Origin of the sequence: Rossellomorea aquimaris (assembly GCF_001877785.1) — a bacterium.
Lineage (GTDB): Bacteria > Bacillota > Bacilli > Bacillales > Bacillaceae_B > Rossellomorea > Rossellomorea aquimaris_A.
Window position 1 is genome coordinate 48,863 of record NZ_MINN01000150.1, and the last position, 14,405, is coordinate 63,267.

Annotated in this window: 13 protein-coding genes; all 13 read right to left on the minus strand. The window is 44.7% G+C overall.

What is annotated here, in order from left to right:
- Window positions 1-31 precede the first annotated feature (31 nt).
- Window positions 32-754, minus strand: a complete 723-nt coding sequence (gene yunB, locus BHE18_RS21265; RefSeq protein WP_235860408.1) for a sporulation protein YunB — start codon at window positions 752-754, stop codon at window positions 32-34.
- Window positions 755-855: 101 nt separating this feature from the next.
- Entirely contained in the window at window positions 856-1,968 is a 1,113-nt protein-coding gene (locus tag BHE18_RS21270) for an HD-GYP domain-containing protein (RefSeq protein ID WP_071620479.1), read from the minus strand.
- A 482-nt stretch (window positions 1,969-2,450) separates the two neighbouring features.
- The gene (locus tag BHE18_RS21280) at window positions 2,451-2,753 is read right to left on the minus strand and encodes a YunC family protein (protein WP_071620481.1); all 303 of its coding nucleotides are present in this window, start codon (window positions 2,751-2,753) and stop codon (window positions 2,451-2,453) included.
- A 57-nt stretch (window positions 2,754-2,810) separates the two neighbouring features.
- Window positions 2,811-4,169: a bifunctional metallophosphatase/5'-nucleotidase gene (locus BHE18_RS21285; protein ID WP_071620482.1), complete on the minus strand. Its 1,359-nt coding sequence runs from the start codon at window positions 4,167-4,169 to the stop codon at window positions 2,811-2,813.
- 25 nt (window positions 4,170-4,194) lie between these two features.
- The gene (locus BHE18_RS21290) at window positions 4,195-5,019 is read right to left on the minus strand and encodes a sulfite exporter TauE/SafE family protein (RefSeq protein WP_071620483.1); all 825 of its coding nucleotides are present in this window, start codon (window positions 5,017-5,019) and stop codon (window positions 4,195-4,197) included.
- Window positions 5,020-5,066: 47 nt separating this feature from the next.
- Window positions 5,067-5,918, minus strand: coding sequence for a DUF72 domain-containing protein (locus tag BHE18_RS21295; protein ID WP_071620484.1), 852 nt, complete (start codon window positions 5,916-5,918; stop codon window positions 5,067-5,069).
- 743 nt (window positions 5,919-6,661) lie between these two features.
- The gene (gene sufB / locus BHE18_RS21300; protein ID WP_071620485.1) at window positions 6,662-8,059 is read right to left on the minus strand and encodes a Fe-S cluster assembly protein SufB; all 1,398 of its coding nucleotides are present in this window, start codon (window positions 8,057-8,059) and stop codon (window positions 6,662-6,664) included.
- A gap of 40 nt (window positions 8,060-8,099) precedes the next feature.
- Window positions 8,100-8,540 (minus strand): Fe-S cluster assembly sulfur transfer protein SufU, encoded by a 441-nt coding sequence (gene sufU / locus BHE18_RS21305; protein ID WP_071620486.1) that lies wholly within the window; start codon window positions 8,538-8,540, stop codon window positions 8,100-8,102.
- Window positions 8,530-9,759 carry a cysteine desulfurase gene (locus BHE18_RS21310; RefSeq protein WP_071620487.1) on the minus strand — a complete coding sequence of 410 codons (1,230 nt, stop codon included), beginning with the start codon at window positions 9,757-9,759 and terminating at the stop codon, window positions 8,530-8,532. The genes sufU and BHE18_RS21310 overlap by 11 nt, the downstream gene beginning before the upstream one ends.
- Entirely contained in the window at window positions 9,759-11,069 is a 1,311-nt protein-coding gene (sufD, locus tag BHE18_RS21315) for a Fe-S cluster assembly protein SufD (protein WP_071620488.1), read from the minus strand. The genes BHE18_RS21310 and sufD overlap by 1 nt, the downstream gene beginning before the upstream one ends.
- Before the next feature lie 17 nt (window positions 11,070-11,086).
- Window positions 11,087-11,872, minus strand: a complete 786-nt coding sequence (sufC, locus tag BHE18_RS21320) for a Fe-S cluster assembly ATPase SufC (RefSeq protein WP_071620489.1) — start codon at window positions 11,870-11,872, stop codon at window positions 11,087-11,089.
- 1,213 nt (window positions 11,873-13,085) lie between these two features.
- Window positions 13,086-13,451, minus strand: a complete 366-nt coding sequence (locus BHE18_RS21330; RefSeq protein ID WP_071620491.1) for a carboxymuconolactone decarboxylase family protein — start codon at window positions 13,449-13,451, stop codon at window positions 13,086-13,088.
- Window positions 13,452-13,571: 120 nt separating this feature from the next.
- A complete protein-coding gene (locus BHE18_RS21335) occupies window positions 13,572-14,399 on the minus strand; it encodes a MetQ/NlpA family ABC transporter substrate-binding protein (RefSeq protein WP_071620492.1) in 828 nt (275 codons plus the stop codon).
- Window positions 14,400-14,405 lie beyond the last annotated feature (6 nt).

Here is a 14,405-nt window from a genome sequence, read left to right on the forward strand (position 1 = left end):
CTGTGCAAGACTTCGCTTTCCGCGGGCGGCTTCAATTCGTCGGCATTTCGATGGATGGGGATGGACCGTCGCCGCTGTTATTGAAGAATTGCGGTACATCGAGGTGGACGGTATCCATGGCGATCAGTACGTCCTGTTTGATGGTTTCGGTTTTGGTGGCAAACGGGATGATGATCTGGACGTTGACTGTAAGCGTGACATATACTTTGACGAGGGCATTGTTGATGCCGAACTCCTCGACCGTGTGCTTTATATCCGAACGCACGTCCCCGATCGAATGGAACCTGATGGGAACTTTTGGCCCCAGGTTCCCGAGCAATGCATTGTTGGTAGCCTGACCAAGGGGCACCGAATAGACAATGCCTTCGTCAGCTTTCGTCCCTTCCTCGTCTATATCAATATCCGTGATGTATTCGAGATTCTCGATATTCCCTTTCTCGGCATCCTTTAAATATAACTGCACCAAATTAGTGATTTCTCCCTGAACCCTGTTGATATTCTGTGTATTGAACCTGAGAGAGACCACCTCCCCTTCTGCATTTTTCACTTCTTCTGTTATTTCCTCCAACTCGATTGATCCGGCCACCTTTTTATTGATCGCTTTATTGATGACCATCGTCCCGATTCTGCTCGTCTGTGTTTCTGCATAGGCAAGCAGGGTCGGCTTCAAGCCCAGGTTGACGATCCAAAGACCCGCCCCTGTGGAAAACATGAAGAAAATAATGGTGATGACCATCACATGGCGAAAAGGCAAGGGTCCTCCTCTTCGGGGTGTGTGTGTTTTGAATTTAGACAAAAAAATCCCCCCTTACAAGCTATTCTTATGCTTCCTAAGGAGGGTTTAACGCAAAAAATTTATTTTATTTTACTAGGTGACGGCTCATAGTCGACATCAAAACCTGTTATGATTTTATCAAGTTCCGTACTCATGTCCAATTCATAAGGAGTATATAACTCTTCTCCGTTCTCTTCAATCACCCTTATGACGGGCCTGTCCGTCACCCCTCTGTTTTGACCCGTGACAATCCCTTTTTTCCCGTCATTCAATTCTACGATCATCCCGTTAGGATAAATCGCGACCGCTCTCCTGAACGCTTCGACCACATTCGGGTCGAATAAGGACCCTGAACCAGCGTAGAGGATTTCAAGCGCTTCATGAGGGAGCATGGCTTCCCTGTAAACCCGGTTGGATGTCATCGCGTCAAAGACATCAGCGACTGCGATGATCTTTGCATAAGGATGGATATCTTCACCCTTAAGTCCGCGGGGATAACCCGATCCATCCAGCCTTTCATGATGCTGATAAGCACAGTGGGCCACCAGCAGGGAAATGGTCTGCAGCTTTCTTAATATATCAAAACCGTGCTCGGTATGTTTCTGGACTTCCACAAATTCTTCTTCTGTCAATCTTCCAGGTTTCATGAGTATCTCTTCCGACACCAGCATTTTTCCCACATCATGAAGGATCGCGCCGATTCCGAGCTCTTCCAGCTGCTTCGGTGAGAGATTCAATTCGATACCGATCGATAACGTATACAGCGTCACATTGAATGAGTGATGAAATACGTAAGAATCATAGGAAAAGACGTCTGTAAGGACAGTCAGCAGTTCATCATTTCCTTTTACTTCTTTCAAAACGACATCAATTATACTCTTAAGCTGCCTGGCACTTTCCTCTATGACATTCAAACTCCTGGGCATCTTGGCATCATTGATCCGGCTGAGTACTTCTTCTATATTGGCGACCGCTTCCTGCCTGACTTTGACAGGTACCGATTCAGTCACTTTAATCCCGTTGGATAAAGCATCTTCAATATAGACATACCTGATGTTAAGCTCCTGCAGCCTGTGAATCATCCGCTCTGTAATTGCCACGTTCTGCTGGATCAGTGCATGACCCCTTACATTATATACAGTTGTCGCCATAACCATTCCAGGCTTCAAAGCCCTAGTTGATATCAGCCTCATAGAATTCTCCTATGTAAATCTTTCAATTTTCGACATTTTTTACTAGTACCTCCATTATAAAGGATAAAAAGTGGGTTGCAAGCTGAATTTATGCAAAAAACAGGAAATATTCACGAAAGAATATTGTTAGGGGTTGTTTTTGGAATGGAGTTTAATTGGTGTTGGTGGAACTTTGTTTTGTGTGCTTTTCATGTGTAAAAAGGTAAAATTGTTGGGGGGGGGTGTTCGATACGGCAATAGGTATTTACGGAAACAAAATAATGGGTTTGATAATATATTTCTATTTTTGATAATAAATGGCTGGTTTTTGATAATATATCATGATTTTTGATAATAACCGGGCTGTTTTTGATAATATAATTTTCTAGTGTCCGATAATACCCCCTCCCCGGCCGTAATTCCACCATAAAAAGACGCCCGCCGGTTCCTAAAGAACAAAAAAGCTCCCATGCAACCGGCACAGAAGCTTTATCCAACTAAAATCATAGCATTTTCAACAGCGCATCGCGGCCGACGGTACCGGGCAGGATTCCGCGGTTTTCCGCTTCAATCGTCACTGACTCAAGCGGTGCATCGAGAAGCTGGTCGATTGTTTTCACACCCACGGCCCTGCCGGCAATGATTCCTCTGTCACTCAGCTTTTCATTGAGCAGCCCCACATCCAGCGCCCCGCACATGATATATCCCTTATCACTAGTGACAACAAGCAGGTTGGTTTTCGGCAGTGCAACGGATATGGCTAAAAAGGTATGTCCTTCTATCGTAACTGGAGAAAGATTCATCATTCTGCATCACTCCTCTCAACTCATATGTATGAGAGGAGCCGAAGAACGGTGAACCATTCACCCGCCTAATTTCCAGGCAAGGACATCCCTCAGGAACTCAGGCATGAAGTATTTCTTATCCAGCCTCGCGAGGTCGGGGAAAAAATGACCGAATGTGAACATGTCGGGGATGGCAAGTTTATATGTTTCTTTTGGAAGGATTTCACTTCCATTTATATAAATCTTTTGTTTCTCTTCTTCAAACACAATCCCGCTATAAACGAACTCTCCCATGATCTTCCCCCGGAAGCCGAGACCTTTCAGCTGAAGATGCGGCCATTCTTCATTAAAAGTCATTTTAATGAGCTCCTTCAATTCCGCTCCAGAAAGTTCGATCAGACAGGGGTTGATCGGGTGAGGGAGAATATGATGAAGGTCCCTCCTGGTCACTGCCCCTTCACTCAATCCCTCAATGAGAAGTCCCGCGTTCAGGAACGAACAATCCGCGCTGCACCATTCCTTCAGGGCATCGCACAGAAGACCTGGAAGCGGTGAAGGTTTGAACCATTCAGCCTGTAAAGGTTCCGGCAAACGGGCAACTTCTGTCTCCAGTAAATGTTCTCCCTCTCTGTACCATTGCTCCCTTTCTTCCACTTCATGAACTGACTTCGGAAGATCTTCGTGTGCGTAAAGCCGCGCTTTCTTGGACAGAACCATCTTTTTGGCGGGATCCACTTCGATCATCATATGCCCGACATAGTGTCCAAACTTCCCAGCAGCCCCCAGCATCACACCATTTATTTCTTTCCCTTCATGCAGGATATGATGTGTGTGGGCACCCAAGACCACATCGATTTCAGGGAAGGAAGAGGCAATGAGTTCATCGTCCCTGATCCCGAGATGCGACAGGAGTACCAGCACATCGGCTTCATCTTTTACGAGTTCCACCTGCTTTTTCAGCTCCTCAAGCGGAGGGGTGATATTCCAGCCCAGCGCCTTGTAAAAAGGAAGGAAGTGAGCCGTCAAACCGAGGACTGCAACCTTCAGTCCAGACCCTGTTTCATAAATATGATGGGGTTTAACCCAGCTGGGAACTTCATTATCACTGTTTAACAGATTCCCTACTATCACATCGAATTCAGCGTCTTTATACAGACTTTCCAGATCTTCATATTCGAGAGTGATCCCTTCGTTATTCCCGATCGTGACGGCATCATAGCCCGCTTCATTAAGAAGGCCGACATTTCCCTTTCCCAATGTAGCTTCCGTATATGGATGCCAGCGGTCTGCATGATCTCCGATATCGAAAAGAAATACTTCTTCTCCTTCGGTGACATGCCATTCTTTTCTTTTTTTCAAAAAATCCCGAATCCTTGACCAATGTTCAAAATGACTGTGAAGGTCATTGGTATGGTAGATATGAATGGTTTCTTTCATGTTACTCTCACTCTCCCGATGGAGGTTATCCCGTTATGCTCTGATAAATCAATCGTAATCCTATAAATATCAAAATGATCCGCAGTACTTTCACAAGGACCTTGGATTCCAGCTTGGTGTTCACGAATGAACCGATCTTCGCCCCGAACCATGCCCCCGGAATCAGCGCAAGTGCATACAGCCACTTAACGTTCCCAAGGGCAACATGTGTGCCCGAACTGACGAGTGCTGATAGAAACACCATGAACATCGATGTCGCCACAGCTACATGAGGCGGGAATAGGAAGACCAAGATCATGGCAGGCACCATCAAAGATCCACCGCCGATCCCGAACAATCCTGAAGTGAATCCCACAAGGAGTGCGATCATCGCGCCGATCACCGGCGGGTAGCCGTAATGAAAGGTGTTCCCGGACGGATCGGTGAATTCCCTTTGAAAAGAGGCATTCTTAAACGTTTCAATCGGCTTCAGTTTATCCCTGACCATCAAGATGACAGCCATCACTATCATGAATATCCCAAAATAAAGATTGAAGTCTTCCATATTCAAATATTTGTTTACCCATGCTCCTATGATCGAACCCGGGCCTGCTCCCGCAAAGAAAATCAATCCGCTTTTATAATCGACGGTCTTATGCTTGAGATAGGCTAGAGTAGAAGACAGCCCCGTGAAGATCATGACCAAGAGCGATGTGCCGACTGCAGTCTGCGGAGTGATGTTTTCAAGCCAGCCAGTATATGTACCAAAATAAATCAATGCAGGGACGACGATGACTCCACCGCCAAGGCCGACAAGGGAGCCGAGTGTCCCGGCAAATAAACCGATACATATCAATACGATCCATTCCACTGCCACTCATCTCCAATTCTTATTTCAAAAACGTTCCCCGGCTGCACTTACTCCTGGAATAAATCCAGCTGCTTCGGTGCAAGCCCTTCATATTCAATCCCGAGCATATCAATCAGCTGCTTGGCATTGTCCGCCGCGTCTCCGCCGGAATTGTTATTAAAGAGGACATACACATCCTTCGACTCATCATGGAGCTTGTGGATATGGGGGATCCACTCTTTTAATTCTGCTTCATTGTAACGATATAAATACCTGACTTCACGCCATTCATCCCCGCTGCCGGTCTTATTCCACCCATGGACGTTGCGGCCATGGAACCGGATGAGCGTGGCACCTTCATGAGTCGCCTCCGTCACTCTCGGGATCGACCCTTCCCCTGCCTGGGGTTCGTCACAAACACTGTGAATCCAGCCTTGATCCTTCATGAATTCAAGTGTCTTTTCCTTGAACTGAGGGTAGTACCAGCTTTGATGGCGAAATTCGAGTGCCAGCGGCAGATCATCGAGCTGTTCTTTACAGTATCTGATGTAGGCGACATTATCCCTGTTGCAGTCAAACCAGGGAGGAAACTGCAGAAGGACCATAGCGAGTTTCCCACCTTCCAGATACGGAGAGAGTGAATCCCTGAAAGCACGGAACATCTCCTCTTTCGTGTCAAAAGGGATATCACCGCGCTGATGGCCGGTCATGCCCTGATATGCCTTTACAATAAATTTAAAATCTTCGGGCGTCTCCCTCACCCACTTCTCGGCATTGCGTATAGGCTGGACGGCATAAAAGCTCGCATCCACTTCCACAACCGGAAAATGCGCACCATATTCTTTCAGCTTGTCCCGCGGGGAGACGTTATCATACAACGTATCATGATCGCCCCATCCGGTCACTCCAATATAAATCATCCGTATTCACCTTCTTTTGCAGTGATGAACTTCTTTCAGTTTGTTTTTCATTTTATCATAGGGATATATGGATTCGTAGTGATTGGTACTATTTTTGAAATTTCAATATAAAATCAATTCCCGATAACTGTCTGAAATAAACAGATACCCCTTCTGCCGGCTCTTTCTGAAAGGCTCTTTTCACATATTTTTGTTTAGAAAGAACGGGAACCTGTCCCGCTCTGCCGTTGTATCTGTCCCCGTGGTGAGTTCAGTCTTCCTGGTCTTCCACAGACATGCTATTATTTTGGATACACTTGGTATTTGGTGGAAATTCACAAAATCGAAAGAATAACCAGCTAAATTCGAAGAAAAAAGGTGGAATTTAAAAGATTATCGACCCATTTTCAGAGATTATCACCGAATATCGAAAGAATAACCAATTCATTTCCAATTACAGTTGCCGTCACCCTCATATTTACTCGATCAATGGCCATCTAACAAAGTCCTGCTCCTAAATGTGACTGGATTCACCGCTAAAAAAGCATTAATCCGGCAACTAACTTGCTTTGCACATAAGAAAATACCGGCATTTGCGTATTTTCGGCTTATCCGTCCGCCTATTTGAGCACCTTCTCAAACTATATTAGGGCTGCAAGCCAATTTAAGAAAAGCAGCACCCTTTTAGAAAACAGACTTCAGAAATAGAAAAACCCCCTGGCCGCAATTAAAGCAGCAAGGGGGAAATCATATAAACTATAGTATTATCCGATTGAACCTTCCATCTCAAACTTGATCAGGCGGTTCATTTCAACTGCGTATTCCATTGGAAGTTCTTTCGTGAATGGCTCGATGAAGCCCATTACGATCATTTCTGTTGCTTCTTCCTCTGAAATTCCGCGGCTCATCAGATAGAATAATTGTTCTTCAGATACTTTCGATACCTTCGCTTCGTGTTCTAACGAGATGTTGTCGTTAAGAATTTCGTTATAAGGAATCGTATCGGAAGTTGACTGATTATCCATTATCAGCGTGTCACACTCAATGTTCGAGCGTGCACCTTCCGCTTTGCGTCCGAAGTGGACGATGCCGCGGTATGTTACTTTACCGCCGTGCTTGGAAATCGACTTCGATACGATTGTTGAAGAAGTGTTCGGTGCCAAGTGAATCATCTTAGCTCCTGCGTCCTGGTGCTGACCTTTACCTGCAAGCGCGATGGAAAGTGTCATACCGCGGGCGCCTTCTCCTTTAAGGATTACTGCCGGATATTTCATCGTCAGTTTAGATCCGATGTTTCCGTCTACCCATTCCATTGTTGCGTTTGCTTCACACACAGCACGCTTCGTTACCAGGTTGAATACGTTGTTCGCCCAGTTTTGAATTGTCGTGTAACGGCAGTAAGCATCTTTTTTGATAATGATTTCAACTACCGCTGAGTGAAGCGAGTTCGTTGTGTAGACAGGTGCTGTACAACCTTCTACATAGTGTACGCTTGCTCCTTCATCAACAATGATCAAGGTACGTTCGAATTGACCCATATTCTCAGAGTTGATACGGAAGTACGCTTGAAGCGGCGTATCAACCTTAATTCCTTTAGGGACATAGATGAACGATCCGCCTGACCATACCGCGGAGTTCAGTGCAGCAAACTTGTTATCCGTTGGAGGGATGACTTTTGCCCAATGCTCGCGGAAAAGCTCTTCATTTTCTTTAAGGGCAGAATCTGTATCTTTGAATACGATTCCCATATTTTCAAGATCTTCCTGCATATTGTGGTATACAACTTCTGACTCATACTGAGCAGAAACCCCTGCAAGATACTTTTGCTCAGCTTCCGGTATACCTAATTTATCAAACGTCTGCTTGATTTCTTCAGGTACTTCATCCCAGCTGCGCTCTGACTTTTCAGAAGGCTTAACATAGTAAGTGATCTCATCAAAGTTCAGTTCCTGCATGTCTCCGCCCCATTGAGGCATAGACATATTATAAAAATGCTCAAGTGACTTCAAACGGAAATCAAGCATCCACTTAGGCTCATCTTTCATACGAGAAATTTCTTCTACGATTTCTCGTGTCAGACCACGTTTAGAACGGAAAATTGATACGTCTTTATCGCTAAAACCGTATTTATAGTCCCCGATCTCAGGCATTTTCTTTGCCATGTTGATTCCTCCATTCTTTGATAGAGTGCCGAAGAAGAGCTTACTCCTGCTCTTCTTCTTTCACTCCTTTTTCCATCGCTTTCCATGCCAGTGTCGCACATTTAATGCGGGCAGGGAATTTCGCGACTCCTTGAAGTGCTTCAATATCTCCTAAATCCACATCTTCATCATACTCGTTTCCTTGCATCATATCAGAAAAAATCTTCGACAGCTTCAATGCTTCGTCAATTTCTTTACCTTTTACAATTTGTGTCATCATGGAGGCAGATGCCATCGAAATGGAACACCCTTCGCCGTCAAACTTGGCGTCCTGGACGATGCCGTCTTCCACCTTAAGTGTTAGATGGATTCGGTCTCCGCAGGTCGGGTTATTCATATCAATCGTAAAGCTTCCATCTTCCAAAGACCCTTTGTTACGGGGATTCTTATAATGGTCCATGATGACCTGTCTGTACAGCTGATCTAAGTTATTAAAAGACATCGCTGAAAAACTCCTTTGTCTTCACTAGGCCTGCTACAAGTTTATCAATATCTTCTTCTGTATTATACAGGTAGAAGCTGGCACGTGCAGTCGATGAGACATTCAGCCATTTCATCAGCGGCTGCGCACAATGGTGGCCTGCACGGACAGCGATTCCGTCTGCATCCAATACAGTCGCCAAATCATGTGGATGGACATCATCAATGTTGAATGTCACAAGTCCGGCACGCTGACCGGGATCTTTCGGACCGTAAATGGTCATTCCTTCAACATTATTCATCTTATCGAGCGCATATGCAGCAAGTTTATGCTCGTATGCCTCGATATTGTCGAGTCCGATATCCTCCAGGAAATCAATCGCCGCACTAAGGCCGATTGCGCCTGCAATAATCGGCGTACCGCCTTCAAACTTCCACGGAAGCTCTTTCCACGTGGATTCCTGAAGGCCTACGAAATCGATCATTTCTCCGCCGAACTCGACCGGTTCCATCTTATTCAGATGTTTCTTCTTCCCATAAAGGACACCGATACCGGTTGGCCCGACCATTTTATGGCCGGAGAAGGCGAAGAAATCACAGTCTAGATCCTGAACATCTATCTTCATGTGAGGGGCAGCCTGTGCCCCGTCCACGACCATGACCGCACCGTTTTCATGTGCGATTTTCGTGATTTCCTTGATTGGATTCATCGTGCCGAGCACGTTCGATACCATCATGATCGAAACGATCTTCGTTTGAGATGTGACCGTCTCTTTCACATTTTCAAGGGTGATCGTCCCATCCTCTTGAAGAGGGACATATTTCAATACTGCACCGGTTTCCTTGGCAAGCTGCTGCCATGGGATGATATTGCTGTGGTGCTCCATATGGGTGATGACGATTTCGTCGCCTTCACTTAGATTGGCACGTCCGTAGCTTGCTGCCACAGTATTGATCGACGTTGTCGTCCCGCGGGTAAAAATCACTTCCTGGGTTGACGGAGCGTTGATGAACTTGCGAACCTTTTCACGGGCTCCTTCGTAGCCATCCGTCGCTCTTGTACCAAGTGTGTGAACGCCGCGGTGAACGTTCGAATTATATCCTCTATAATAATCATTGACTGCTTCAATGACGGAAATCGGTTTTTGTGAAGTCGCAGCGCTGTCCAAGTAAACAAGCGGATGTCCGTTGACTTCCTGGTCGAGAATCGGAAAATGCTTACGAATCTCTTTTACATCCATTAGTTTACTTTCCTTTCGATTACCTCGACAAGCTGCTTCTTGACTCCTTCGATAGGCAATTGGTTTACCACAGGAGCAAGGAAACCGTGAATAACAAGGCGTTCAGCCTCTTTTTGCGGAATACCGCGGCTCATCAAGTAGTAAAGCTGAAGCGGATCGACGCGGCCGACTGATGCTGCGTGTCCTGCTGTTACATCATCTTCATCAATCAGAAGAATCGGATTGGCATCTCCACGCGCTTTTTCACTCAGCATCAATACGCGTGATTCCTGCTCTGCATTCGACTTGGATGCACCGTGTTCGATTTTACCGATACCGTTGAAGATTGATGAAGCTTCATCTTTCATGACACCGTGCTTAAGGATGTAACCTTCAGAGTTTTTACCGAAGTGAACAACCTTGGTCGTGAAGTTTTGCTTCTGCTTTCCTCTTCCGACAACAACCGTTTTCGTGTCAGCATAAGAACCGTCTCCGATCAGGTTCGTTACGTTTTCAGAGACAGTGTCTCCATCGTTCATTAAGCCAAGTGCCCACTCAATGCGTGCATCTCTTGCTGCAACACCGCGGCGGTTCACATAAGTCGTCAAGCCGCTTGTAAGATTGTCCACTGCACCGTAAGCTACTTTGGCGTTGTTCTTAGCCACAACTTCCGTCACGATGTTGTAGACACCGTCTTCAACATCTGCAGTAGAAATATAGTTCTCTACATATGTCACTGAACTGTTGTCTTCCGCCACAACCAATACGTGGTTGAACATCGCAACTTCAGCATCATCGTGAACATAAACCGCTTGAATCGGATCAGCCAGTTCCACATTCTTAGGAATGTAAAGGAACGCCCCTCCGTTCATCAATGCAGCATGAAGAGCAGTAAGCTTGTGCTCATCTGTTTTAACGCCTTCTGTCATGAAATACTTTTGAACAAGGTCGCTGTGCTCTTTCACCGCAGTGAAGATATCGGTGAAGATGACACCTTTGTCTTTCAATTCACTCGATAATGAAAGAAAAGCAGGCGTATTATTTCTTTGAATATATAAACTTTGATCTTTGCTTTCTAAGTCAACTAGTGCCTTTGCTTCTTCAGGCAGCTCATTCAATGATGAGAACGATTCACTGTCAACTGCATGCTTCTTGAATGAAGTGAAATTCCAGTTCGTGATTTTCGTCTTATCTGCAACCGGCAGGCTGAGATCTTTCATCTTGTTGAACGCATCTGTACGAAGGTTCGTCAGCCATTCCGGCTCCCCAAGCTGCTTCGAGTAGGAGCTGACATAGTCCTGATCTACTGATAGTTTCGTTTCTACAGTCATTATTATCCCCCTAACACTTACGCTTCTTGGCCGACAGTTTCGTCTTTGATTCCGAGTTCTTCCTTGATCCAGTCATACCCTTCCGCTTCAAGGCGCTGAGCAAGTTCTGCACCGCCTGATTTCACGACGCGGCCCTGCATCATAACGTGGACGTGATCTGGTGTGATGTAGTTAAGAAGACGCTGATAGTGAGTGATGATCAAGCAGCCGAAATCTTCTCCACGCATTTTGTTGATCCCTTTTGATACAACTTTAAGAGCATCGATATCAAGTCCTGAATCGATTTCGTCAAGGATTGCAATCTTAGGCTGAAGCATCATCAACTGAAGGATTTCATTACGCTTCTTCTCACCGCCGGAGAAACCTTCGTTCAAGTAACGCTGTGCCATATCAGGATCCATTTCAAGGTATTCCATTTCAGAGTCCATTTTACGGATGAACTTCATCAGTGAAATCTCATCGCCTTCTTCGCGTCGGCTGTTGATTGCAGAGCGAAGGAAGTCCGCGTTCGTAACACCGCTGATTTCACTTGGGTACTGCATAGCAAGGAATAGACCTACCTGCGCACGCTCGTCTACTTCCATTTCAAGTACATTCTCGCCGTCGAACGTGATGCTTCCTTTTGTTACTTCATACTTAGGGTGACCCATGATAGCAGAAGATAAAGTAGATTTACCTGTACCATTCGGTCCCATTACCGCGTGGATTTCTCCACCCTTAATTTCAAGGTTAACCCCTTTCAGGATTTCCTTGCCTTCAATCTCAACATGAAGATCTTTAATTGTTAAAGTAGAACCTGCCATGTGTAAATACCTCCGTGACTTTATAAAATGAATGTAAGAGTTTACTCCCTTACTCATTCTCAATTTATTATCATTACAATCTTATAACAAATAAAAGGTATAATCAACTTTTTCAGAGCCTGCTGACTCGGTTATCCGGCCCGTAAATCCTTCTCTATTGTGTGCTTAAACAATCAGAAAAATGTAGACCCTGCCGCGAAGGAGCCTGTCCGGGTTTCTTCTTATATAAATAGGAAGAAATTACATGATGATAATGATGTATTTCTATTCCCACTTCCGATTTCCTTGCAAGACTTCGCTTTCCACGGGTAGCGTGTGAGCCTCCCAGGCTAATTACATGCCTAACCTTTTATAAGTTTTATTAAAGATTTCAATGAAAATAAAACATAATCATGTATTATCTGCAGTACTTTGTACCGCATTAATGAAAAAAACCAGTGTCTGAATCAACACTGGTTTTCCTCTGTATTTATTATATATTAGCATGCACTTTTCTATCAAGTGCGGCAATCATTCTCCGGCTTTCCTTGTAATCCTGCTCTCTTTGCTTCTCTACTTGCATCCTCACTGCATGCTTTCGTTTGTACACCTCGTATCCAATTCCATGGGCACTATGCATCGCCTTTTCCATTTCACTTGTGTACGACAAACCCTCAAGAGAGTCGATAATGAATCATTCCTTTCAAATTTTATATTCATAACTATACTACCCCCTCCTTCTGAACACAAAACCCGAATTTCTTCATTTTTTCTTAAAAAACATATTCAGAAGATTTTTACAGGAGGGTATCATTAAGTTTTCACAAAATTCCGCCACCATACTGGCAAATGATAGGTAAGTTAGTAAATATCCAGGCGAGTGTATAAAGATGAAGCACTTACATTGATGGGGTGGTTATAAATGGACCGGCAGCCTGGATTTTCGGATGTAAGTTCATTTCCTTTTTTATTTATGTTCCAGTTTCCTGCTTTTTCGTTCCATATTTTAAAAATACAAACCAAATATGTGATTTTCAATTCACTTTTCGAAAATACATTCCGCTTTTCACAATTACTTGCAACTTGTCGGATTATCTTAATGCAGTCGGAGCCGGCATCCTCCATGGCCCTGTATGCAAATCAAAATTTTTTACCCTCATGAACTAAAGTCCTATATATAATAGAAGAAACTAAAAGCGGAAGGACTCCGAACCGAGACCTTCCGCTTTCTTAGTTATTGTTTAAGCTGGTTCAGTTCCTGCACGGATTGCTGTACCAGGGTGACAGCCTGGCTCATTGCTGCTCCTCCGCCGAATGCCGCGGTGACTCCGACAGCTTCAAGGATTTCCTGTTCAGAGCATCCTTCATCGAGGCATCCTTTTGTGTGGTAGATGATGCAGTATTCATCCTGTGAATAGAGGCTGATTCCAAGGGCGATCAGCTGCTTTTCTTTTTTAGAAAGGACACCCTCCCTGAAACAGTATTCAGTGAACGTATTATAATGCTGTGCAAGCTCAGGCATTTTCTCAGTGAAGATCCCGAGTCCCATTTTATAGTCATGAAGTGCCGCTTCGGTTGTGTTTCTTGGTTCCATTTGCATCCTGTTCAACTCCATTTTCGATTTAGATTCATCGAAGATAGTATGAGCCAATCAGGAATGGTTTATGACTGAAATTTATTCATAAAAGAAACCCGATGGAAGCATCGGGTTTCTTAAAACTTATTCTTCTGAAACAGGAACAACCGCTCCGTCCCATTCTTTATTGATGAAGTCCTGGATTTTTTTCGAACGCAGGGCTTTGACCAGTTCTTTCACTTCTTCTTTATCTTCGTCGCCTTTGTTGACAGTGATTACATTCACATATGGAGAATCAGTATCTTCGATTGCAATTGAATCTTCAAGCGGCTTCAGTCCGGCATCGATGGCATAGTTGGAGTTGATGACCACGGCATCGCCTTCTTCATTTTCGTACATTTGAGGAAGCATGCCTGCTTCATATTCATAATCGAATTTCAGGTTTCTTGGGTTTTCCTCAATGTCTTCAATCTGAGCCTGAGTATTCTCCACTCCATCCTTCAATGTGATGAGACCTTTCTTTTCCAATAAGCTCAGGATGCGTCCATGATCGGAAACAGAGTTACTCATCAAAATCGTTGCACCTTCCGGAAGATCTTCCAATGATTTATACTTCTTGGAGTAAACTCCGATCGGCTCAATATGGATTCCGCCCGCATTGACGAAATCATAACCCTCATTATCCTTCATTTGAAGCTCCATGTAAGGGATCGTCTGGAAATAGTTTGCATCAATATCGCCGTTATCAAGATCTTTGTTCGGCAGGATGTAATCCTGATACGTCTCGATTTGAAGGTCGATTCCCTTCTCTTCCAAAATCGGCTTTACCTGTTCAAGGATTTCAGCGTGCGGTACATTCGAGGCACCCACGACCAGTTCCTTTTCATCGCTTCCCGCTCCTGAATCATTACCGCAAGCGGCCAATCCAAAAATACTTGCTGCTGCTACTGCTCCTGCTAACCATTTTTTCATGTTGTT

Excerpts from the sequence above, each read along its gene's own strand:
- BHE18_RS21270 (WP_071620479.1), bottom strand. The coding sequence starts at position 1,968 with ATGAGGCTGATATCAACTAGGGCTTTGAAGCCTGGAATGGTTATGGCG.
- BHE18_RS21280 (WP_071620481.1), bottom strand. The coding sequence starts at position 2,753 with ATGATGAATCTTTCTCCAGTTACGATAGAAGGACATACCTTTTTAGCC.
- BHE18_RS21285 (WP_071620482.1), bottom strand. The coding sequence starts at position 4,169 with ATGAAAGAAACCATTCATATCTACCATACCAATGACCTTCACAGTCAT.
- BHE18_RS21295 (WP_071620484.1), bottom strand. The coding sequence starts at position 5,918 with ATGATTTATATTGGAGTGACCGGATGGGGCGATCATGATACGTTGTAT.
- sufB (WP_071620485.1), bottom strand. The coding sequence starts at position 8,059 with ATGGCAAAGAAAATGCCTGAGATCGGGGACTATAAATACGGTTTTAGC.
- sufU (WP_071620486.1), bottom strand. The coding sequence starts at position 8,540 with ATGTCTTTTAATAACTTAGATCAGCTGTACAGACAGGTCATCATGGAC.
- BHE18_RS21310 (WP_071620487.1), bottom strand. The coding sequence starts at position 9,759 with ATGGATGTAAAAGAGATTCGTAAGCATTTTCCGATTCTCGACCAGGAA.
- sufD (WP_071620488.1), bottom strand. The coding sequence starts at position 11,069 with ATGACTGTAGAAACGAAACTATCAGTAGATCAGGACTATGTCAGCTCC.
- sufC (WP_071620489.1), bottom strand. The coding sequence starts at position 11,872 with ATGGCAGGTTCTACTTTAACAATTAAAGATCTTCATGTTGAGATTGAA.
- BHE18_RS21330 (WP_071620491.1), bottom strand. The coding sequence starts at position 13,451 with ATGCAAATGGAACCAAGAAACACAACCGAAGCGGCACTTCATGACTAT.
- BHE18_RS21335 (WP_071620492.1), bottom strand. The coding sequence starts at position 14,399 with ATGAAAAAATGGTTAGCAGGAGCAGTAGCAGCAGCAAGTATTTTTGGA.